The following is a 22,319-nucleotide window of genomic DNA, read 5'->3' as shown; positions in this document are numbered from 1 at the left end:
GCCACGGCCTCGGGCGCTCACTGCTCCTTGAGCACGGGGAAGCGTCGTGGCGCCAGCACCAGCAGGACCCCGAACGCCAGCGCCGCCGCGCACCCCGCCCCCACGTACACCGCGTGCACCGCGTCCGCGATCGCCGCGCGGGTCGCCTCCGGGGCCGTACCGGCGTCCAACGCGCGCGTGACGGAGTCGAGATCGCTCGCCCCGCCCAGCCGGCTCGCCAGGACGCCGTTGGCGACCGCGCCGAAGACCGCCGCGCCGACCGTCTGACCGGTCTGGCGGCAGAAGAGGACGGACGCCGTGGTCGTGCCGCGTTCCGCCCAGCCGACCGTCGACTGGACCCCCACGATCAGGGGGAGTTGGAACAGGCCCAGCGCGGCGCCCAGGAGCAGCATCAGGAGGGTGGGCTGCCAGGCCGCGCCCGGGTAGGGGAGGAGAGGGAAGGCGAAGAGGATCAGGGCCGCCGCGGCGATGCCCAGCATCGCCGTGCGGCGGAAGCCGATGCGCCGGTACACGTGCTGGCTCAGCGCCGCGGAGACCGGCCAGCTCAACGTCCATACGGACAGCACGAATCCGGCCGCGACCGGACCGAGGCCGAGCACCGACTGGGCGTACGTCGGCAGGAAGACCGTGGGCGCCACCATGAGGAGGCCCAGGGCGCCCAGGGCCAGGTTCACCGCGGCGATCGTGCGGCGGCGCCACACCCAGCCGGGAATGATCGGTTCGGCCACCCGGCGTTCGATCAGGACCACGGCGGCCACCAGGGCGAGTCCGGTGCCGAACAGGCCCAGTGACGGCCACGACAACCACGGCCACGCCACCCCGCCCTGCACCAGCGCCGTCAGCAGCACACCCCCGCACGCGAACACCGCGAGCGCGCCCGCCCAGTCGACACGCGCGCGCGTGGAGCGTGCTTCCCGGACCGGTTCGTGCAGATGACGGACGATCAGCCACAGCGCCACCGCGCCGATCGGCAGGTTGACCAGGAAGATCCACCGCCAGTCCGCGTACGCGGCGAGCACGCCGCCGATCCCCGGCCCCGCGACCGCCGCCACCGCCCACACCGTGGACAGCTTGGCCTGGATCCTCGGACGCTCCTCGAGCGGGTAGAGGTCGGCGGCGAGCGTCTGGACCGTGCCCTGAAGAGCCCCGCCGCCCAGCCCCTGCACGATCCGGAACGCGATCAGCGCCCCCATGTTCCACGCCAGCGCGCACAGCAGCGAGCCGAGCAGGAACAGCACCGAGCCCGCGATCAGCACCGGCTTCCGCCCGAAGGTGTCGGACAGCTTGCCGTACAGCGGCAGCGTGACCGTCACGGCCAGCAGATAGCCGGAGAACAGCCAGGAGAAGACCGAGAAGCCGCCCAGGTCGCCGACGATCTGCGGGACCGCCGTGGAGACGATGGTGGCGTCCAGGGCGGCAAGGGCCATCGCCAGCATCAGGGCGGCCACGACGGCTCCGCGCCGGTTCGTGGAGACCTGCCGCGCGGACTCGTGTATCGCCGGCTTCGTGTCGTCCACGCGGATTCCTTCCCCCTGCATCTATCTGCCGCCGACCACTCTCCCACTTGACCCTCACGTGGCGGCAGGGTGCAGCCTCGGTGGGCCGAAGGGTGGAGCCGACCCCTAGATCGCCTCCACCTGTCGGTGGACTGCCCCTAGGGGTACCTCCGTACCAGGGCTCGGGGAGGGTTCGTACCGTCGGAGGACGAGAAGGGCCCTGGCCCGTCCTTAACCTGGCTTTACGCCGCTGGGGAGCGGTGGGGGAGGGGCGGCCGGATCGACGGGGGTGGGGTTTTCCCCCGTAGAAGAGGGTGCTGAGCACCAGCGCGCCGGACCGTCCCGCGGGACCAGACTGAACGCCGTACCCAAGCGGGCACCACCACTTACCGAACGCCGGGCGGTCCCGGCGGCTCATTGACTGACCGATATAGGAGACATACCGTGACATCGGCTGTAACAATCACCAGGCACGGGGGCACTGGAGGGCGTACGGCCGTTGCCGCGCGGGCGCGGCAGGTCGTCAAGGCGTACGGGTCCGGCGAGACCCGCGTCGTCGCCCTGGACCATGTGGACGTGGACATCGCTCGCGGACAGTTCACCGCGATCATGGGGCCCTCGGGGTCCGGCAAGTCCACCCTCATGCACTGCCTCGCCGGTCTCGACACCGTGACGAGCGGTCAGATCCATCTGGACGACACCGAGATCACCGGCCTGAAGGACAAGAAGCTCACGCAACTGCGCCGGGACCGGGTCGGGTTCATCTTCCAGGCGTTCAACCTGCTGCCGACGCTCAACGCGCTCGAGAACATCACGCTGCCCATGGACATCGCCGGACGCAAGCCCGACAAGCAGTGGCTCGCGCGCGTGGTGGACACCGTTGGACTTTCGGACCGGCTCAGGCACCGGCCCACCCAGCTCTCCGGCGGACAGCAGCAGCGTGTCGCCGTGGCCCGCGCCCTGGCCGCCCGCCCCGAGATCATCTTCGGTGACGAGCCGACCGGAAACCTCGACTCGCGCGCGGGCGCCGAGGTGCTGGGATTCCTGCGCCGTTCCGTCGACGAGCTCGGGCAGACCATCGTGATGGTCACGCACGACCCGGTGGCCGCCTCGTACGCGGACCGCGTGCTGTACCTCGCCGACGGCCGGATCGTCGACGAGATGTACAAGCCCACCGCGGAGGCCGTCCTGGACCGCATGAAGGACTTCGACGCCCGGGGGCGCACGTCATGACCGTCATGAAGACCTCGATGCGCAACTTCTTCGCGCACAAGGGACGCATGGCCCTGTCGGCCGTGGCCGTCCTGCTGTCGGTCGCCTTCGTCTGCGGGACGCTGGTGTTCACCGACACGATGAACACCACCTTCGACAAGCTCTTCGCGGCCACGTCCTCGGACGTGACGGTGAGCGCCAAGGGCGCCTCCGACAGCGGCGAGACGACCTCGGACAACGGCAAGCCGCCGGTCATGCCGGCCTCCGTGCTCGGCAAGGTGCGCGAGGCACAGGGCGTGAAGACGGCGGAGGGGACCGTCTTCTCGACCTCGGTGACCGTGGTGGACGCCGACAAGGACAGCCTCTCGCCGTCCGGCGGCGGCCCGACCATCGTCGGCAGCTGGAACGGCAATGACGCCCGCACCATGAAGATCACCTCCGGTGCGGCGCCGAAGAACTCCGGCCAGGTCATGGTCGACAAGGACACCGTCGACAAGCACCACCTGAAGCTCGGTGACGAGATCGGCGTGATCAGCGCGGTCGGCACGCACCGGGCGAAGATCTCCGGCATCGCCGAGTTCCAGGTCACCAACCCCGGTGCGGCGATCTTCTACCTGGACACCAAGACCGCCCAGGCGGCGCTCGTCGGCCAGCCGAACGTGTTCACCAACGTCAACGTCACGGCCGCGTCCGGGGTCACCGACGCGCAGCTGAAGCAGAACGTCGCCGGCGAGCTCGGCGGCGCGTACAAGGTGCAGACGGCCAAGGAGACCGCCGACGCCAACCAGAAGGACGTCGAGGGCTTCATGAACGTCATGAAGTACGCGATGCTCGGCTTCGCCGGGATCGCCTTCCTCGTCGGCATCTTCCTGATCATCAACACCTTCTCGATGCTGGTCGCGCAGCGGACCAGGGAGATCGGCCTGATGCGGGCCGTCGGCTCCTCCCGCGGGCAGGTCAACCGGTCCGTGCTGGTCGAGGCGCTGCTCCTGGGCGTGTTCGGGTCGGTGCTGGGGGTCGCCGCGGGCGTCGGGCTCGCGGTCGGGCTGATGAAGCTCATGGGCTCCATCGGGATGAACCTGTCGACCAGCGATCTGACGGTCGCCTGGACGACCCCGGTGGTCGGCCTGCTCCTCGGCGTGGTCGTCACCGTCCTCGCCGCCTGGCTGCCGGCCCGCCGCGCGGGCAAGGTCTCGCCCATGGCCGCCCTGCGGGACGCGGGTGCCCCCGCCGACGCCAAGGCCGGCCGGGTGAGGGCCTTGGTGGGCACGGTCCTGACCGCCGGTGGCGGCTACGCGCTCTACCTGGCCGCCGCGGCCGACAAGGCCAAGGAGGGCTCGCTGTGGCTCGGCCTCGGCGTGGTGCTCTCCCTGATCGGGTTCGTCGTGATCGGCCCGCTGCTCGCCGGTGGCATGGTGCGCGTCCTGGGCGCGGTCGTCCTCAGGGTGTTCGGTCCGGTCGGCCGCCTGGCCGAGCGCAACGCCCTGCGCAACCCGCGCCGGACGGGAGCCACGGGCGCCGCCCTGATGATCGGCCTCGCGCTGGTGGCCTGTCTGTCGGTCGTCGGCTCGTCCATGGTCGCCTCGGCCGGTGAAGAGCTCGACAAGTCGGTCGGCACGGACTTCATCATCCAGTCCGACAGCGGGCAGCTGGTCACGCCGGCCGCGGTGAAGGCCGTCAAGGACACGCCTGGCCTCGAACACGTCACCGAGTACCGGATCACGGAGGCCGACTACACGACCCCCGACGGCAAGACGCTCAAGGACACCGACATCACGGCGGCCGACCCGTCCTACGCGACCGACCTGCGCACCAAGACCGTCGCCGGGAAGCTCGCCGACGCCTACCGGCCGGACTCGATGTCCGTGCACGAGAAGTTCGCCAAGGCGCACGGCATCCACCTGGGCTCGAAGATCAAGGTCGACTTCAAGGACGGCGCGACCGCCGAGCTGACGGTCCGGGCGATCACCAGCAGTGACGTCGTCATCGACGCGGGTTCGAAGTACATCTCGATCGCCACGCTCGCCAAGTACGTGCCGGCCGACAAGATGCCCCTCGACCAGCTGGTCTTCGCCAACGCCAAGGAGGGTCAGCAGGACGCCGCGTACAAGTCGCTGAAGGCTTCGCTGCACGACTACCCGCAGTACACCGTGCGCGACCAGACCGACTACAAGCAGGCCTTCAAGGACCAGATCGGGCAGCTCCTGAACATGATCTACGGTCTGCTGGCCCTCGCGATCATCGTCGCGATCCTGGGTGTCGTGAACACCCTGGCGCTGTCGGTGGTCGAGCGGACCCGGGAGATCGGCCTGATGCGGGCCATCGGCCTCTCGCGGCGCCAGCTGCGACGGATGATCCGCCTGGAGTCGGTGGTGATCGCCCTCTTCGGCGCCCTGCTGGGACTGGGACTGGGCATGGGCTGGGGCGCCACCGCCCAGAAGCTCCTCGCCCTGGAGGGCCTGAAGGTCCTGGACATCCCCTGGCCGACCATCACAGCGGTCTTCATCGGCTCGGCCTTCGTGGGCCTGTTCGCCGCCCTCATCCCGGCGTTCCGGGCGGGCCGGATGAACGTCCTGAACGCGATCGCGACCGAGTAGCCGCCCCTGGGGACGGGGGAGCACGGGGGAACGCCCGGCGCCGAGAAGCCACGGGGGGCTTCTCGGCGCCGGGTTCTGCGTGTGCGGTCCTCCGAGGCGTGTGCGGGCCACTGCTGTGCGCGGGCGTGCGTCTTCCGGCCGACTTCAAGCCGTCCAGCCGGGGACGTTCTCCGGGATGCCATGCGGGGTATCCATCCTCAGACGCGATGGCGGCCCGTGACGCCGTGTCCTGGTGTCCGAGGGGTCGCGTCGCACGTCAGGGGTCGATGAGGAACGCGCCTTGAGCAGCGAGAGGGGGGCAGCGTTGCGTCGTGGCGGGAGCACGTTCACATGGCGGAAGAGCAGCTACAGCACAGAAGCTGGGACCTGCTGCGAGGTCGCTTTCACGGCAGCTCGGGTCCTGGTCCGCGATTCCAAGGTGCCCGGCTCTGGCGTACTGTCGTTCACCCCGCAGGCATGGCACGCGGTAGTGCGGTACATAGGGTCCCGGATGGAATCAGGACCGGTCGGGAAGTGATGGCGAGACAGCCGGACGTGAACATGAACGGCCAGAAACGCAAGACCTGTCCGCCGGCCCACTCCGGGTTCGGCCTCTACTGCATCGTGATGGGGATGGCCGCCACCGCGCTGGGAGCGGCGGCGTCGTTGCTCGCTGCAGGGCTCGTCGCTCGCGTTGTCGTATGGGCGGTTGTCCTGATCGCCACCACAGTGGGCGCCGCGTGGTGGTGGAATCACGACCCCACTACCGCTCGTCGTTGGACGGTCGGTCTACTGGTGCGTCCGGCAGTGAAGACCGCACCACATCGAAAATCCTGGTGAAGGCTCTGACGAGGAGCGAGGCGCTGGTCACGCCCCCGACGACGCACGCTTCCGGAGGGATCCCGGCTTTTATGCCGGCGTAGGCGACCACCGTCAGGGTCACCAGGGCGAACACGGCCATCGCGGCGACGTTCCGGAAAACCCGTATCAGATCGTCGACGTGGGCATGGCGTTGTCTGATTCTGTCGTCGGTTTCGGAGCCGCTGATCTTCCGAAGGCGCGAGGAAGCCGCATTGCTGGCCATTCCCTGCTGCACCAACGAGTTGTGGGTGGGGTTGCGGGTGAGGTCACGATCCGAAGCCTCAGGGGGGCGGACACCGGCCGCCGAACAACTCGGGCAGGGGCGCGGCTCGCGTCCCTTCCTGCTCTTCCTGCCGGCGGTCACGGCGTTCCTCCCCCCTGTGAGGGTGCGTTCTAGCTTCGGGTGTGATGGAACTCGACGAGTTCGTCGAGCAGGGCGATCGTGTCTGTTTCCGACAACGCCTTGTTGCGCAGGTCCTCGTAGCACTCCTGGTACCGGGCGATGACTTCCCGGTCGTCCCGGTTGGTGAGGGTTCCCCCGGGGCCCACCAGGTAGAGGGCGTCTTCCTCGTCCTGGAAGCTGAGCAGGAAGAAGCTGCTCTCCAGGCTGTCGTGAGCCCCCGCGGTGAAAGGCAGGATGTAGGCGGTCACCTGCTCGCCGGAGGCGAGTTCCTTGATGTGCGACACCTGTTGCCGCATCGTCGCGGGACCGCCGATCTGGCGGCGGAGCGCCGCTTCGTCGAGGATCACTTCCACCTTGGGGCCGCCCTCCTGCAGGACGCGCTCCTGCCGTGCGAGCCGCATGTCGAGCGTGCGCTGCATGCGCCTGGTGTCCATCGGGCTGGTTTCGAACAGCGCGGTTGCGTAGTCCGTCGTCTGGAGGAGGCCGGGGACCAGGCTGGGGTGGTAGGCGCGGATCAGGGTCGCAGCGCTCTCATAGCCCAGGAACTGGGTGAACACCGGAGTCATGACGTCGCTGTACTCCGACCACCACGACTGCCCTTTGCTGCCGCGAGCGGCTTCCTCCAACTCGGAGACGGCTTCCTGATCGGTGACGCCGTACTCCCGGAGCATGGCCCGAAGATCCGTCACCGACAGGCTTACCGTCCCGGCCTCAATTCGGATGATCTTACTGAGTGACCATTCCAGGGCCTCCGCTGCGTCTCGCTGTGTCAGTCCAGCCTTGTCGCGAGCGCTCCTCAGGGCGAGACGCAGCTTCCGGCGGTTGAGGCTGGGATCCAAAGCGGTGGGCATGATGCTCCTTCGAATGTGACGGCGCGAGTCGACATGCAGCGACTTGAAGGCGGCGAATTGACAGGTTCTGGGGAGCCACACCCTACTCGACCGCTCGCTGTGTGCTGATAGTCGGACTAGTGTCGTCTATGAGGTAGCTACCCGGATGACACATGTCTAATCGACGCCAGCTTCACGAATATGACAGCCGAGGATCGACAACTGCCCTTCTGTGTACGTGTGTTGCGGGTGAGGCGTGAGCGAACCGGATCGAGTCCGTCGTGAAGGGGAGCGGCGAGTGGAGCCGACCGGTGTCTGGGCCGGACGGGCGAGGCATCAGCCACGCTTCGCCGCCGGGCACGCCGCTACCGCCCCGGTCGGGCGGCCGTCCGCCAGGGGTTCATCGCCCGGTTGGTGCGACAGCCGGGGTTGTCCACAGGCTCCGACGGTCGGGGCGGCGCCGTCGTAGGCTGGAGACCCCCCGGCCCTTGATTGTGTCGGGCCCTTCGCGTTGCCCACCCCCACGCCCAGCCCAGCCCCCCTCGGACGAAAGCCGCCCCGAATGAGCCTGCACGGTCTGCTCGACGCCGTCGTCAAGGACCCCGCCCTCGCGGAAGCGATCACGGCGGCCCAAGACGGCAACCGCATGCACGTCGACCTGGTCGGCCCCCCGGCGGCCCGCCCCTTCGCGGTCGCCGCGCTCGCGCGTGAGGCCGGACGACCGGTCCTCGCGGTGACGGCGACGGGCCGCGAGGCGGAGGACCTGGCCGCGGCACTGCGCTCCCTGCTCCCGCCCGAGGGGGTCGTGGAGTACCCGTCCTGGGAGACCCTTCCGCACGAGCGCCTCAGCCCCCGCTCCGACACCGTCGGCCGCCGCCTGGCCGTCCTGCGCCGCCTGTCCCACCCGCGTCCCGACGACCCCGAGACCGGCCCCGTCTCGGTCGTCGTCGCGCCCGTACGGTCCGTGCTCCAGCCGCAGGTCAAGGGCCTCGGCGACCTGGAACCGGTGGCATTGCGCACCGGCCAGACCGCCGACCTGAACACGATCGTGGAAGCCCTCGCCGCAGCCGCCTACGCGCGCGTGGAGCTCGTCGAGAAGCGCGGCGAGTTCGCCGTCCGAGGAGGCATCCTCGACGTCTTCCCGCCCACCGAGGAACACCCCCTGCGCGTCGAGTTCTGGGGCGACGACGTCGAGGAGATCCGCTACTTCAAGGTCGCCGACCAGCGCTCCCTGGAGGTCGCCGAGCACGGCCTGTGGGCCCCGCCCTGCCGCGAACTGCTCCTGACCGACGACGTACGCGCACGCGCGCGTGCCCTCGCCGAGCAGCACCCGGAGCTCGGCGAACTGCTCGGCAGGATCGCCGAGGGCATCGCCGTGGAGGGCATGGAGTCCCTGGCTCCCGTCCTCGTCGACGACATGGAGCTCCTGATCGACGTCCTGCCCAAGGGCGCCATGGCCGTGGTGTGCGACCCGGAGCGGGTGCGCACGCGCGCGTCGGACCTCGTGGCTACCTCGCAGGAGTTCCTCCAGGCATCCTGGGCGGCCACCGCGGGCGGCGGCGAGGCGCCCATCGACGTCGGCGCGGCCTCTCTGTGGTCCATCGCCGACGTCCGCGACCGCGCGCGCGAGCTGGACATGATGTGGTGGTCGGTCTCCCCGTTCGCGGCCGATCTCGAACTGGAGGCCGACACCCTCAAGCTCGGCATGCACGCGCCCGAGACCTACCGCGGCGACACCGCCAAGGCCCTCGCCGACACCAAGGGCTGGCTCGCCGACGGCTGGCGCGCGGTCTTCGTGACCGAGGCGCACGGCCCCGCGGCCCGTACCGTCGAGGTGCTGGGCGGCGAGGGCATCGCGGCCCGCCTGGACGCCGAACTCGCCTCCCTCAGCCCCTCCGTCGTGCACGTGGCGTGCGGCTCCATCGAGTACGGCTTCGTCGACCCGGCGCTGAGACTCGCGGTGCTGACCGAGACCGACCTGACCGGGCAGAAGGCGGCCGGCAAGGACGGCGCCCGGATGCCCGCACGGCGCCGCAAGACGATCGACCCGCTCACCCTGGAGGCGGGCGACTACATCGTCCACGAGCAGCACGGCGTCGGCCGCTACATCGAGATGGTCCAGCGGACCGTGCAGGGCGCCACGCGCGAGTACCTCGTCGTCGAGTACGCCCCCGCCAAGCGCGGCCAGCCCGGCGACCGGCTCTACATCCCCACCGACCAGCTGGAGCAGATCACCAAGTACGTCGGCGGTGAGGCGCCCACCCTGCACCGGCTCGGCGGCGCCGACTGGACCAAGACCAAGGCGCGCGCCAAGAAGGCCGTCAAGGAGATCGCCGCCGACCTGATCAAGCTGTACAGCGCGCGGATGGCGGCCCCCGGGCACACCTTCGGCCCGGACACCCCGTGGCAGCGCGAACTGGAGGACGCCTTCCCGTACGCGGAGACGCCCGACCAGCTGACCACCATCGCCGAGGTCAAGGAGGACATGGAGAAGTCGGTCCCCATGGACCGTCTGATCTGCGGCGACGTCGGCTACGGCAAGACGGAGATCGCGGTGCGGGCCGCCTTCAAGGCCGTACAGGACGGCAAGCAGGTGGCTGTCCTCGTCCCGACGACCCTGCTGGTGCAGCAGCACTTTGGGACCTTCAGCGAGCGGTACTCCCAGTTCCCCGTGGTCGTGAAGGCGCTGAGCCGCTTCCAGACCGACACCGAGGCGAAGGCCGTCCTGGAGGGGCTGCGCGAGGGCTCGGTGGACGTCGTCATCGGCACCCACCGGCTGTTCTCCTCGGAGACCAAGTTCAAGGACCTCGGCCTGGTCATCGTCGACGAGGAGCAGCGCTTCGGCGTCGAGCACAAGGAGCAGCTGAAGAAGCTGCGCGCCAACGTCGACGTGCTGACCATGTCCGCGACGCCGATCCCGAGGACGCTGGAGATGGCGGTCACCGGCATCCGCGAGATGTCGACGATCACCACGCCCCCGGAGGAGCGCCACCCGGTGCTCACGTTCGTCGGGCCGTACGAGGAGAAGCAGATCGGCGCGGCCATCCGCCGTGAACTGCTGCGCGAGGGCCAGGTCTTCTACATCCACAACCGGGTCGAGTCGATCGACCGCGCGGCGTCGCGCCTGCGCGAGATCGTCCCCGAGGCGCGCATCGCCACCGCGCACGGCCAGATGTCGGAGCAGGCCCTTGAGCAGGTCGTCGTCGACTTCTGGGAGAAGAAGTTCGACGTGCTCGTGTCGACCACGATCGTCGAGTCGGGCATCGACATCTCCAACGCGAACACCCTGATCGTCGAGCGCGGCGACAACTTCGGCCTGTCCCAGCTGCACCAGCTGCGCGGCCGGGTGGGCCGTGGCCGCGAGCGCGGCTACGCGTACTTCCTGTACCCGCCGGAGAAGCCGCTCACGGAGACCGCGCACGAGCGGCTCGCGACCATCGCCCAGCACACCGAGATGGGCGCGGGCATGTACGTAGCGATGAAGGACCTGGAGATCCGCGGCGCGGGCAACCTCCTCGGCGGCGAGCAGTCGGGCCACATCGCGGGCGTCGGCTTCGACCTGTACGTCCGGATGGTCGGCGAGGCCGTCGCGGATTACCGGGCCTCCCTGGAGGGCGGAGTCGAGGAGGAGCCGCCGCTGGAGGTCAAGATCGAGCTCCCGGTCGACGCGCACGTCCCGCACGACTACGCGCCGGGCGAGCGGCTGCGCCTGCAGGCCTACCGCGCGATCGCCTCGGTGAACACCGAGGAGGACATCAAGGCCGTACGCGAGGAACTCGTCGACCGGTACGGCAAGTTGCCCGAGCCGGTGGAGAACCTGCTGCTGGTGGCGGGCCTGCGGATGCTCGCACGCGCGTGTGGCGTCGGCGAGATCGTCCTCCAGGGCACCAACATCCGCTTCGCACCGGTGGAGTTGCGGGAGTCGCAGGAGTTGCGGCTCAAGCGGCTCTATCCGGGCACCGTCATCAAGCCGGCCGTGCACCAGGTGCTGGTGCCGCGCCCGAAGACCGCGAAGGTCGGCGGGAAGCCGCTGGTCGGGCGGGAACTGCTCGGCTGGGTGGGGGAGTTCCTCACGTCGATCCTGGGGTCGTGACGAGGTGAGGTGCGGTCGGGCCGTCGGACGCGTGTGGGAGCCGGTGGCCCGACGGGGGTGAGTCCTCGGCGTTGGCCGCCGGCGCCAGTGCCGGCGCTGCTGTTGGTTGCGGTGCCTGTGCTGCCTGTGCTGGCGCTGGTCGGCGATGCCGTGGGGCGTGGTCGCCCTGGCGCCGGGCGGCTTCGGGCGGACGTCGGTGTTCCGCGTTCCGGTGTTCCGCGTTCCGGTGTTCCGGCGGCTGAGGCCTCCGGGGTCAGTGCGTGCGGAAGAGCGTGGTCGCCAGAGTCCGGAACACCTCCTCGGCGTCCCTGTCGCCGACCGGGCCGTCCAGGTTGTGGCTGAGGAGCAGCGTGGCGAAGCCGTGGGCGAGGGACCAGGCGGCGACTCCCGCGAGGCGGCTGTCGATGCCGAAGTCGTCGGCGCGCACCGCCGAGACCGAGGTGCGCAGGGCCTCGGTGGCCAGGGCGCGGGCCGTGGTGAGTTCGAGGTCGTCGGCGCGCAGCAGTTCGGGCGCGAACATCACCTGGAAGTGGGCCGGGTGCTCGCGGGCGAAGCGTACGTAGCGCGCGCCCGCGTCCTTGAGGTCCGAGGCGTCGTTGACCGCGGCCGCCAGCAGCGCGAAACCGTCCGCGGCGATCGCCGTGAGCAGTCCGGTGCGGTCCCTGAAGTGGTGGGCCGGGGCCGCGTGCGAGACACCGGCGCGGCGGGCCAGGTCGCGCAGGCTCAGCCCGGCGGGGCCGTCCACGGCGATGACGTCGAGGGCGGCGGTGAGGATCGCGTGGCGCAGATCGCCGTGGTGGTAGGGGCGGTTCGGCTTCTCGGTTTCCGCAGGTGCCATGGTCGGCAGCGTACCCGCAATCTAGGCATTGACAAGTTCGACGGGTCGAGGCAATCTAGTCAGTGTCAAGTTCTCGATGGGCGAATGCGACGGGGGTTGTGTCATGTCGATGCACGGCGACGGGATCGATGCGGGTGCGGTGGAGCTGAGCCAGGTGCGCCGGCTCTGGCATCTGCTGGAGCCCCTGCACGCGGTGCTGTACTACGCACCGGAGGTCTTCGAGGAGGCGGCCGCGCTCGGGTACGACACGAAGGAGCGCTGGCCGAGCTACTTCCCGCTGCGGGCCGCGCCGTTGGGACCGGTGGGCGCCGAGCGCGTGGCGTCCGCCTTCTACAGCTTCAGTCCCCGGATGGTCGCCCAGCACATCGACTCCGCGTGGGCGATCGCCGAACCCGGTGCGGTGCTGGCCGCGAGGCTGCGGGGGATCGACCGGGCCTACCGCGCGATATTCGGCGACCGCGTCGACAGTCCTGAGCTGGCGGAGGCCGCCGCTCTGGCCCGGAGCGCGGCCGAGGCGGCGAACACGGCGGGCCGCCCGCTCGCCGCGGCCAATGCCGAGGCGCAGTGGCCCGAGGCCCCTCACCTCCAGCTGTGGCACGCGGCGACGATCCTGCGTGAGCACCGCGGCGACGGCCACACAGCGGCCTTGCTCGTGGCCGGACTCGACCCGGTCGAGTCGCTGGTCTCCTTCGCCGCGATCGGCGCCGCGTCCGTGGAGCGCTTCCAGAGCCGAGGCTGGAGCGCCGGCGAATGGGAGGCCGCGCGCGAGTGGCTGACGGCCCGCGGCCTGGTCCACGGGAACGGCGAGGCCACGGACGCCGGCCGCGACCTGCGCCATCGCGTGGAGCACCACACAGACCAACTGGCCGCCGCCCCGTGGCGGTTGCTCGGAGCGGCCCGAGCCGACCGGCTCGCGGATCTGCTCGGCGACTTCTGGGTCGCGGTGCTGTCCACCGGGCTGCTCCCGTCGGAGACGACCCTGGGCATCGGCAAGGTCTGACCGTGATAGTCAGGACGGATGCTCGGACGACTTCCCCTCGCGGAACAACTCGACGCGTTCCGTTCCGTGCTCTGCCGGAACGAGACCCTGACCGAGGTGCTGACCGGGACGGCGACGCTTGACCTGCCGGGCTGGTACGTGACGGCGGGCTGCCTGTTCCAGACGGTGTGGAACGAGGTCACCGGCAGGCCCCCGACGGAGGGCATCAGGGACTACGACGTCTTCTACTTCGACGACACCGACCTCTCCTGGGAGGCCGAGGACACCGTGATCAGGAAGGGGCAGGAGGTGTTCGCCGGCCTGCGGGCCGAGGTGGAGATCCGCAACGAGGCCCGGGTGCACCTCTGGTACGAGCAGAAGTTCAACGTGCCCTGCCCGCCGTTCGACTCCACCGAGTCCGCCATCGACCGCTTCGCCGCGACGACTTGCTGTCTGGGCGTGCGGCTGGACCCCGACGGGCAGTGGCGCGTCTACGCGCCGCACGGACTGTCCGACGTGTTCAACCTCGTGGTCCGCCCCAACCCGGTGCTGGCTCCGAGAGAGGTCTATGAGGCCAAGTCCGCACGCTGGAAAGGGGAATGGCCACAGCTCACGGTGCTGCCATGGCCGGCCGACCCACCCGCGTGACCGCCGGTGCGACTCCCGTTCGGCACGCGGTGGACGAGTACGGAGGCGGCCCGCTCGGGTCGTGCCCGGCGGGCCGCTGTCCTTGGTGAGTCCTGGGGTCTACGGCTGTTCGGGCCTGTCACGATCCATGCCGAGCGACCCTTCGATCTTCTGCTGCGCGCCGTCGACCTGGCTCTCGTACTTGTTGCCCGTCCGGTCGTTGACCTTCCGTTCCGCCATGTCGGACATGTCCTTGGCCTTGTCCTGCATCTGGCGGTTGCTCTTGAACCTGTCGAAGATGCCCATCCAGAGCTCCTTCCGGAGATGACTCAGCAATGACGATACGACCGATATGTCCATCATGGCCACTCGAAAGGAGTGAGGCCCGGACCTCCTGAACGCCGCGGTGCGCCCGCTCGCTACGGTGTGCGCGACGTCGTACGAGGGAAGGCGCTCCCTGCGGGGGCGGACCGGGTTGCAAGGGGAGGGGCGCACGTGATGCGTCTGAGGGGCGGGGCCGCGGCCGCCGTCGTGCTGGTGTTCGCCGTGGCCGGGTGCAAGGCGGAGACGACCACAGGGTCCGGCGGGCCGCCGGAGACCGGGGGCGCGGGCGGTTCAGGTGCTGCCCTCACCGCGGCCGAGTCGCTCACCGTGAAGGGGCGGGCCCCCAAGACGGGGTATGAGCGGGAGAGGTTCGGCACCGCGTGGGCGGACACCGACTCGAACGACTGCGACACCCGCGACGACATACTCAAACGCGACCTGGAGGACGTGAAGTTCACCCGCGGGGACTGCAAGGTCTCCTACGGCGTGCTCGAGTCGGACCCGTACTCGGGCAAGGAGGTGACCTACCGGCGCGGGCGCAGTCAGGTCGACATCGACCATGTGGTCGCGCTCTCCGACGCCTGGCAGAAGGGGGCCAAGTACTGGGACCCCGGCAAGCGGATAGCGCTCGCCAACGACCCCCTCAACCTCCTGGCCGTCGACGCGAGCACCAACCGTTCCAAGGGGGACGGCGACACGGCGACCTGGCTGCCGCCGAACAAGGCGTACCGGTGCACCTATGTGGCCGCCCAGGTCGCCGTGAAGAAGAAGTACGACCTGTGGGTCACGGCCGCGGAGAAGTCCGCGATGAAGAAGGTCCTCACGGGCTGCCCCGGCCAGAAGCTCCCGACCGGTGGCAACCCGACGGCCGCGCCACCGCGGTTCCACGCGGACTGACGGGCCCGAGATCACGAGTCGTGGGCCCGTGGCGGGCACCGGAGCGAACGGGAAATGCGCTTTCACGGTGGGCGGACCCGCGCTTACGGTGATCGTATGGAACTGAGGATCGCGAGTCTCGCCGAGCGTCCCGAGATGCGGGAGCGCGTTCTCGGTATGGCCAACAGCTGGCCTGAGTTCGTGACCGAGGACCTGGTGGGCAACGCCCACTACGCACGGATCTCCGCCGAACTCCCCGAGTACGTGCTGTTCGCCGAGGACGAGCGGGGTGAGATCGTCGCGCACGCCCACAGCGTCCCCTTCGCGCTCCACGCCGAGGACCGCGGTGAACTGCCCGCCCGGGGCTGGGACGAGGTGCTCGTGTGGGCCTTCAGCGATCTGCGGCGTGGCGTACGGCCCGACACGGTCAGCGCGATCTCGGTCGTCGTCGACCCGCGCGCGCAGGGCCACGGCCTGTCCGCCCGGATGCTCTCGGCGATGCGCGACAACGCCCGCGCCCACGGCTTCAGCGAGGTCGTCGCCCCCGTCCGCCCCAGCGCCAAGCACCTGGAACCGCACACCCCGATCGAGGAGTACGCCCATCGCGTACGCCCCGACGGCCTGCCGCACGACCCGTGGCTGCGGGTGCACGTCCGTGCCGGTGCCGCGGTGCACGCGGTGGCGCCGGCCTCCATGACGGTGTCCGGCTCGCTGGCACAGTGGCGCCGCTGGACCGGGCTGCCCTTCGACACCCGGGGAGATGTCGAGGTGCCCGGGGCACTGGTGCCGGTGCGGTGCGAGCCGGAACGCGGCTACGCGGTGTACGTCGAGCCCAACGTGTGGATGCGGCACGCCCTTTGAGTGTGCTCGAGCGTGCCGCGTCCTCGTGTCCGTCGGTCCCGGTGGCTCAGCCGCCCAGGGCGTCGAGGTCCACGATCTCGCCGGCCGGCTTCTGCGTCGGGACCGGTTCGTCGAAGTCGCTGAAGGTGACGGACCCCCGGTCCGCTCCGGTCGTGCTGTCGATGCGCAGCAGATACGGCTTGCCCTCGGTAGCGACGTACAGCGTGTAGCGGTCCTTGCCGTCCTTCTCGTGCAGCGTGATCGCCGGCGCCCCGTCGACGGTGGCCGTCTTGCCGCGGCTCGCGTCGGAGTCGTTGCCCTCGGCTCCGTCGAGCACCGAGCCCAGGTCGCAGAAGTCCTCGAACTCCTTGGCGTCCGCACCCGTCGCCTTCGTCTTGGTCCACTTGCCGGCCAGCATGGCCACGGCCGCGTCGGTGTCCGCCTTCGACTCGCCCTCGCTCTGCTCGCGCAGGAGCGCCTCGTCGAACTTCATGTACACGACGTCACCGGTCTTGATCAGGTCGGCCTTGCCCTTGCCGCCCATGCCGATGGTGCCGGCGCACTCCCCCTTCTTGTTCAGGAGGACATCGAGGCTGATGGTGCCCCCGCTCTCGTCGTCGGGGATGTCGCCCTTCATGCGCAGCGACGAGGCGCCGGTCGTGGCCTTCGTGGCACGGTCGGCTATCTCGCCGCCGGTCAGCCCGGCGAAGGCCTCCTTCTTCGCGGCCGACGTGCCCGGCTCGGCGGAAGAGCTGGACGCGCTCGACCTGCTGTCCGCCTTGTCCTGACCCGGCTGACAGCCGGTGAGTCCGGCGGTGGCCGCGGCGGCGATGCAGAGAGCGGCAAGTGCGGTACGACGCATGGTGATTCCTTGATGGGGATGCGGTGAGGTGATGAGGTGCGGGGCGCCCTGTGTGCGGGGCGCGCCCCCGTGGTGAGCGAAGAGGAGACCGGGAGCGAGAGGGGAGCGAAGGGGGACGGGCCGGTTCAGCCGGTCTTCTTCCAGTCCTTGCAGCCGGTCGTCTTGAAGTAGGCGTCCGAGGCGCTGATCCTGACGACGGCCGTGCCGTTGACGTTGTCGTTCGCGAGGATCGAGTCGATGCCGTGGTCGGCGTCCTTGGTGCGCTCCCAGTAGCAGGAGTCGTCGGCATTGCCGGTGGACTTGTAGGTGCCCGGGACGATGTCCGCACCGACGCCGAACATGCCGCCGTCGCCGGACATCCGGGAGGCGGGGGAGCCCTTCGCCTTCTTGTCGACGGCCTCCCAGTCGTTGCAGTCGCTCGACTTGAAGAGCTTGTCGGTGGCCTTGACGGTGACGTAACTGGTGCCGGTGACATTGTCGTTGGCCAGCAGCGAGTCCATCTCGCCCGAGGCGTCCTTGGCCCGCTCCCAGTAGCACATGCCGTCGCTGTTGCCGGTGGTGCGATACGTGCCGGGCTTGACGTCCGAACCGACCTGGAAGTCGCCGTCCCCGGAGAACGCGGCCTTCTTCTCGGCGACTTCGGCCTTGTCGGTGCCCTTGGTGCCCTTGCCGTCCTTCTTGCTCCCGGCGGAGCGTTCCGCGGACGCCGAAGAGCCCTTGCCGGTGCCGCCGGAGGTGCCACCGTCGCCGTTGTCCCCGGCGTTCGCCGACACGGCTCCGATGACGACGACTCCCACGACGGCACCCAGCGCGATCTTGCCCTTCATGCCCATGACTGTGTCCCCCTCCGACGCGGCGACCACCGCCGATCAGCGGCCGCTCGTTCGCTGGGTCAATAAGACCAGAGCCTGTGAACCGAGTCAACACGATTCACATCTTCCATCGTGTACACGGCCGTGAAGGGGTGGATCTTGCGTGCATCGGTATGCTCGGCGTCACACGCGGGGCGCAGGCCTGGTGCGGTACGACGAGGGGAGCAGGCGGTGCAGGACGACGCGACTGAGGTGACCGCCGCGGGTATCGCACGGCTGGCAGGTGTGGGCCGCGCCGCCGTCAGCAACTGGCGCCGTCGGCACGCCGACTTCCCGAGGCCCGTCGGCGGCACCGAGACCAGCCCGTCCTTCGCGCTCGCCGAGGTCGAGTCCTGGCTCCGCAAGCAGGGGAAACTCGCCGAGGTGCCGCTGCGGGAGCGCGTCTGGCAGCAGCTCTCCGGCCACCCCGACGGCCCGGTCACCGCCCTCACCCACGCGGGCTGCGTCCTGCTCCTGATCCACGACCGGCCGCCGGTCTGGCTGGAGGTGAGCGCCGGCTCCGACGAGCGCCTCGCCGAGACGCTGCCCGGGGTGCTGCGGGAGGTGTTCACGCCGAGATTCGGGCCGGAGTCGGCCGTGAACACCACGGCGGCTGTGAACACCGAGAACGGCGCGAAAGCCCAGAGCGCTGCGAACGCCGCCGCCCCACACACCGTGAACCCCGCACTCCCCGCCACTCCCCACCCGGCACTCCCCGCCACCCCCCACCCTGCCGTTCACACCCCGACCGGCGCGGAACTCCTCCCCTCCGTCCCCCTCCTGCGCGGCGTCGCCGAACTCGCCGCCGAGCTGGGCGCCCGCCAGACCTTCGAGTTCCTGCTCGGCCGGCACCTCGACGCGAACCCGCGCCAGTACACGCTCACCCCCGCCGACCTGGCCGGTCTCATGGCCGACCTCGCCGGCCCCGCCCGCACCGTCCTCGACCCGGCCTGCGGCACCGGCGCCCTGCTGCGGGCCGCCGCCACCCGGCCCGACCAGAAGCTCTACGCACAGGACAGCGCCCCCGAACTCGCCGCGCTCACCACGCTCCGGCTCGCCCTGCACACGTGGTCCACGGTGCGCGGCGCGACCGGCGACACCCTGCGCGCCGACGCCCACCCGCAGCTGCGCGCCGACGCCGTCCTGTGCCACCCGCCGTTCAACGAGCGCAACTGGGGCCACGACGAACTCGCCTACGACCCGCGCTGGGAGTACGGCTTCCCGGCCCGCACCGAGTCCGAGCTCGCCTGGGTCCAGCACGCACTCGCCCGCCTCAAGGACGGCGGCGCCGGCGTCCTGCTCATGCCGCCCGCGGCGGCATCCCGCCGCTCGGGCCGCCGTATCCGTGCCGACCTGCTGCGCCGCGGTGCGCTGCGGGCCGTGATCGCCCTGCCGGTCGGGGCGGCACCGCCGTACAACATCCCGCTGCACCTGTGGGTGCTGCGCCGCCCCGAAAGGGCGCCCGCGCAGCCCGAGGTGCTGCTCGTCGACGTGGGGCAGTTCGCCGGCGAGGGGCGTGGCGGGCCGGACTGGCGGGCCGTGCGCGAGGCCGTCCTCGACGCCTGGCAGGCCTTCGGACGGCCCGGCCGCTTCACCGAACGGCCCGGCCTGGCCCGCGCGCTGCCCGTCATCGACCTCCTCGACGACGACGTGGACCTCGCCCCCGCCCGCCACCTGCCGCCCCCCACGGCGGCCGACGGCGCCGAACAGCTCACGGCCGTGCGGGAGCGGCTGGGCGAGACCCTGCGCCTGACCGCGGACCTCACCGCGCCGCGCACCGGTTCCGCGCACCCCGCGCGGTGGCCGCTCACCACCGTCGGCGAACTCGCGCGCGGGGGAGCACTGATGCTGCGCACGGGCGGAAACGGCGGCCACGCACGCGTGCCTGTCCTCACCGACCACGACGTTCTCTCCGGGAGCGACCCCTCCGGGACGCTGCCCGAGAGCGAGGAGGAGGCCGTGCTGACCGAACCGGGCGACGTCGTCGTACCGGTGCTCGGCGGGGGCTCGGTGGCGCGGGTGATCGACGAGACGACACGGGGCGCCGCCCTGGGGCGCAACCTCGTGCTGCTGCGCCCCGATCCGGCGGCGCTAGATCCCTGGTTCCTGGCCGGTTTCCTGCGCGGCACCGCCAACAACCGTCAGGCCAGCAGCTACGCGTCCACCGCGACCCGCCTGGACGTGCGCAGACTCCAGTTGCCCCGGCTGCCGCTCGACGAGCAGCGACGCTACGGCGAACGCTTCCGCGTGCTCGACGAGTTCGAGCGGGCGCTCAGGCACGCGGGCCGGCTCGGAGAGCAGCTCGTGCGCGGGATGTACGACGGGCTCACGGACGGAACGGTCGCGCCGGACTGATCAGGACGACAACGGTTCGGTACAACCCGTGACCAGTTGTCGGTATCGGCCTATACGCTCGAACCCCACATCGAATCCCGGTTCAGGAGCGTTCATGTACGGCCACGGCGCGGCGCCGCCCGCCCGCGACTCGGGCACGGTCATCACCCTGCGCGTGGTGCTCGCCGCCGTCGGTTTTCTCTCGTGCGGTCTGCTCGCCTGCGCACCGCTGTTCCGCGTCGCCTTCCTGCGCGGACGGTGGGTCGACTGGGTGCTGGCCTGGGCGAGCCTGCCGTTGTCCATCGCGTGCTTCGCGGTGGTCGGCGCGCTGCCGGAGAGCGACCGCAGGACCGACGTCGCCATGGCGCTGGTCCTGCTCTTCGGTCTCTTCAGCAGCGTGTACTTCCTGGTGATGGACATCCGGGTGCACCAGGAGAGGCGGGTCGTCGGCTACCCGCCGCCGCACGGCCCGACCGTCCACACCGGCTACGGCTATCCGCCCCCGTCGCCGCAGCACCAGCCGACGCCCCCGTACACGTCCACGCTCCAGCCGCAGCCGCAGCCGCAGCCGCAGCCGCAGCCGCAGCCGCCGGTTCCTCCGGTCCCCGCCCCCGGCGTCGTCCCGCCCCCGCCGCAGCGCCCCGCGCCCGCCCGCATCGACCAGGTGCGTGCTGAGCTCGACGAGCTCAGCGACTATCTGCGCAAGCACGAGGGCGGTACCGGCGGCAACCACGACGGCGGCAGGTGACCGTGGCGACAGGGCGAGTCGTCGCCGACCGCTATGAACTGTCCACGCTCATCGGACAGGGCGGCATGGGCCAGGTGTGGACGGCGTACGACCGGCGACTCGACCGGCGCGTGGCGGTGAAGCTGCTGCGCCCCGACAAGGTCGCCGGGCAGGAGGCGGACGAGCTGCGCCGCAGGTTCGTGCGGGAGTGCCGGGTGACCGCGCAGGTCGACCACCCCGGGCTCGTCACCGTGCACGACGCGGGCAGTGAGGGCGAGGAGCTGTTCCTCGTCATGCAGTACGTCGACGGCGCGGACCTCTCCGACCATCTCGCCGAGCACGACCCGTACCCCTGGCAGTGGGCGGTCGCGGTCGCCGCGCAACTGTGCGCCGTGCTCAGCGCCGTGCACGCCGTGCCGATCGTCCACCGCGACCTCAAGCCGCGCAATGTGATGGTGAAGCAGGACGGCACCGTCACCGTCCTCGACCTCGGAGTCGCCTCCGTCATGGACACCGACACCACCCGCCTCACCCACACCGGCTCCCCGATCGGCTCGCCCGCCTACATGGCCCCCGAGCAGGCGATGGGCGGCGCGGTCGGCCCGTACACCGACCTGTACGCACTCGGCGTACTGCTGCACGAACTCCTCAGCGGAGACGTACCGTTCGCGGGCTCCACGGCGCTCGGCGTGCTGCACCGGCACCTGTACGAGCCCCCGCTGCCCGTGCGCCGCACCCGCCCCGAAGTCCCCGAGGCCCTGGAAGCGCTCGTCCTGAGGCTGCTCGCCAAGGACCCGCAGCACCGCCCGGCGTCCGCGCAGGACGTGTACGAGGACCTGGCGCTCCTCCTGCCCGCGCGCGGGATGCCCACCGGAGCACCCCTCGACCCCACGCGCCCCTTCCTGCGCCCGCACGCCCCGTGGCCGGACCGCGCCCGCACGCCCGCGCCCCAGCCCGCTCCGGTCACACCGGTCCCGGAGAAGGCCGAGAAGCCGGATGTCGCGCGCGCGGTCGACGAGGTCAAGCGACTCCTCGGCGAGGGCCGCATCACCCAGGCCGTCGACATCCTGGGCGCGATCCTGCCCACGGCCGCCGAGCAGCACGGCGCGAACTCCCCGGTCGTACGCACCCTGCGCAAGCAGTACGCCGCCACCCTCATGGACGACGGCCAGTACCGGCGCGCACTGCCCGAACTGCGCCGCCTGGCCGACGAACGGGCCGCCGAGGCCGGCCACGCCGACCCGCAGTCCCTGCGCTTCCGCTACGACGCCGCCCAGTGCCTGGAACAGCTCGGCGAACCGGCGGCGGCACTGGCCGAATACCGAGCCCTGCTGCCGTACTACGAGAACCAGTACGTGGCCGGCGACCCCCAGCTCGCCCATGACGTCCGCCGCCGCATCGGCCACCTTCTGCTCGCCCTCGGCGACCGCGCCGCCGCCCACGACACCCTCGCGCGCCTGCTGCACGACGTGGAACGGCTCCATGGACCGGGCGACCCGCTCGCGGTGGAGATCCGCCGGACGCTCCAGTGGCTCGGCCAGGTACGCGGCTAGGCACGCGGCTGGAGCACGCACCGGACTTTGCCGTACC

18 protein-coding genes are annotated in these 22,319 nt (G+C 70.6%); 11 read left to right on the top strand and 7 right to left on the bottom strand.

Going from position 1 to position 22,319, the window contains the following annotated elements:
- Window positions 1-17 precede the first annotated feature (17 nt).
- A complete protein-coding gene (locus IOD14_RS40190) occupies window positions 18-1,517 on the bottom strand; it encodes an MFS transporter (RefSeq protein WP_123989796.1) in 1,500 nt (499 codons plus the stop codon).
- Between the two features lie 423 nt (window positions 1,518-1,940).
- Between IOD14_RS40190 and IOD14_RS40185 the strand changes: the two genes are divergently transcribed.
- From IOD14_RS40185 to IOD14_RS40175, 3 genes are all read left to right on the top strand, one after another.
- Window positions 1,941-2,729: an ABC transporter ATP-binding protein gene (locus tag IOD14_RS40185; RefSeq protein ID WP_123989795.1), complete on the top strand. Its 789-nt coding sequence runs from the start codon at window positions 1,941-1,943 to the stop codon at window positions 2,727-2,729.
- On the top strand, window positions 2,726-5,305 hold the full coding sequence (locus IOD14_RS40180) for an ABC transporter permease (protein ID WP_123989794.1): 2,580 nt from the start codon (window positions 2,726-2,728) through the stop codon (window positions 5,303-5,305). Before IOD14_RS40185 ends, IOD14_RS40180 begins: the two co-directional genes overlap by 4 nt.
- A gap of 232 nt (window positions 5,306-5,537) precedes the next feature.
- Window positions 5,538-5,822 (top strand): DUF397 domain-containing protein, encoded by a 285-nt coding sequence (locus IOD14_RS40175; protein WP_249126187.1) that lies wholly within the window; start codon window positions 5,538-5,540, stop codon window positions 5,820-5,822.
- A gap of 225 nt (window positions 5,823-6,047) precedes the next feature.
- Here the strand turns inward: IOD14_RS40175 and IOD14_RS40170 are convergent, their stop codons facing one another.
- Both IOD14_RS40170 and IOD14_RS40165 read right to left on the bottom strand, forming a co-directional pair.
- Window positions 6,048-6,509: a hypothetical protein gene (locus IOD14_RS40170; RefSeq protein ID WP_212672860.1), complete on the bottom strand. Its 462-nt coding sequence runs from the start codon at window positions 6,507-6,509 to the stop codon at window positions 6,048-6,050.
- Window positions 6,510-6,538: 29 nt separating this feature from the next.
- On the bottom strand, window positions 6,539-7,399 hold the full coding sequence (locus IOD14_RS40165; protein ID WP_123989791.1) for a helix-turn-helix transcriptional regulator: 861 nt from the start codon (window positions 7,397-7,399) through the stop codon (window positions 6,539-6,541).
- Window positions 7,400-7,940: 541 nt separating this feature from the next.
- Between IOD14_RS40165 and mfd the strand changes: the two genes are divergently transcribed.
- The gene (mfd, locus tag IOD14_RS40160) at window positions 7,941-11,471 is read left to right on the top strand and encodes a transcription-repair coupling factor (protein ID WP_123989790.1); all 3,531 of its coding nucleotides are present in this window, start codon (window positions 7,941-7,943) and stop codon (window positions 11,469-11,471) included.
- A 253-nt stretch (window positions 11,472-11,724) separates the two neighbouring features.
- Here the strand turns inward: mfd and IOD14_RS40155 are convergent, their stop codons facing one another.
- Window positions 11,725-12,309: a TetR/AcrR family transcriptional regulator gene (locus tag IOD14_RS40155; protein ID WP_212672859.1), complete on the bottom strand. Its 585-nt coding sequence runs from the start codon at window positions 12,307-12,309 to the stop codon at window positions 11,725-11,727.
- A 103-nt stretch (window positions 12,310-12,412) separates the two neighbouring features.
- Here IOD14_RS40155 and IOD14_RS40150 point away from each other — a divergent pair, with 103 nt between their 5' ends.
- Together IOD14_RS40150 and IOD14_RS40145 are read left to right on the top strand one after the other, a co-directional pair.
- Window positions 12,413-13,309: a hypothetical protein gene (locus tag IOD14_RS40150; RefSeq protein WP_249126186.1), complete on the top strand. Its 897-nt coding sequence runs from the start codon at window positions 12,413-12,415 to the stop codon at window positions 13,307-13,309.
- Between the two features lie 18 nt (window positions 13,310-13,327).
- Window positions 13,328-13,936, top strand: a complete 609-nt coding sequence (locus IOD14_RS40145) for a nucleotidyltransferase family protein (RefSeq protein WP_212672858.1) — start codon at window positions 13,328-13,330, stop codon at window positions 13,934-13,936.
- A 99-nt stretch (window positions 13,937-14,035) separates the two neighbouring features.
- On the opposite strand, the gene IOD14_RS40140 is transcribed toward IOD14_RS40145, so the two are convergent.
- Window positions 14,036-14,221 (bottom strand): antitoxin, encoded by a 186-nt coding sequence (locus IOD14_RS40140; protein WP_123989787.1) that lies wholly within the window; start codon window positions 14,219-14,221, stop codon window positions 14,036-14,038.
- Between the two features lie 192 nt (window positions 14,222-14,413).
- Here IOD14_RS40140 and IOD14_RS40135 point away from each other — a divergent pair, with 192 nt between their 5' ends.
- Complete coding sequence (locus IOD14_RS40135) at window positions 14,414-15,136, top strand: HNH endonuclease family protein (protein WP_174269310.1); 723 nt, start codon at window positions 14,414-14,416, stop codon at window positions 15,134-15,136.
- Between the two features lie 96 nt (window positions 15,137-15,232).
- Window positions 15,233-15,976 (top strand): GNAT family N-acetyltransferase, encoded by a 744-nt coding sequence (locus IOD14_RS40130; RefSeq protein WP_123989785.1) that lies wholly within the window; start codon window positions 15,233-15,235, stop codon window positions 15,974-15,976.
- 46 nt (window positions 15,977-16,022) lie between these two features.
- Here IOD14_RS40130 and IOD14_RS40125 read toward each other — a convergent pair whose 3' ends face one another.
- Window positions 16,023-16,817, bottom strand: coding sequence for a hypothetical protein (locus tag IOD14_RS40125; RefSeq protein WP_212672857.1), 795 nt, complete (start codon window positions 16,815-16,817; stop codon window positions 16,023-16,025).
- Window positions 16,818-16,942: 125 nt separating this feature from the next.
- Complete coding sequence (locus tag IOD14_RS40120; protein WP_212672856.1) at window positions 16,943-17,650, bottom strand: hypothetical protein; 708 nt, start codon at window positions 17,648-17,650, stop codon at window positions 16,943-16,945.
- A gap of 210 nt (window positions 17,651-17,860) precedes the next feature.
- Here IOD14_RS40120 and IOD14_RS40115 point away from each other — a divergent pair, with 210 nt between their 5' ends.
- The 3 genes from IOD14_RS40115 to IOD14_RS40105 all read left to right on the top strand — a co-directional run bounded on the left by IOD14_RS40115 (window position 17,861) and on the right by IOD14_RS40105 (window position 22,282).
- Window positions 17,861-20,023 carry an N-6 DNA methylase gene (locus IOD14_RS40115; protein WP_212672855.1) on the top strand — a complete coding sequence of 721 codons (2,163 nt, stop codon included), beginning with the start codon at window positions 17,861-17,863 and terminating at the stop codon, window positions 20,021-20,023.
- A 94-nt stretch (window positions 20,024-20,117) separates the two neighbouring features.
- A complete protein-coding gene (locus tag IOD14_RS40110) occupies window positions 20,118-20,750 on the top strand; it encodes a hypothetical protein (protein ID WP_212672854.1) in 633 nt (210 codons plus the stop codon).
- Between the two features lie 38 nt (window positions 20,751-20,788).
- The gene (locus IOD14_RS40105; protein WP_282959535.1) at window positions 20,789-22,282 is read left to right on the top strand and encodes a serine/threonine-protein kinase; all 1,494 of its coding nucleotides are present in this window, start codon (window positions 20,789-20,791) and stop codon (window positions 22,280-22,282) included.
- The last annotated feature ends 37 nt before the right edge of the window (window positions 22,283-22,319 follow it).

Source organism: Streptomyces sp. A2-16 (assembly GCF_018128905.1).
Taxonomy (GTDB): Bacteria; Actinomycetota; Actinomycetes; order Streptomycetales; family Streptomycetaceae; genus Streptomyces.
This window is presented reverse-complemented; position numbering and strand designations above follow the sequence as displayed.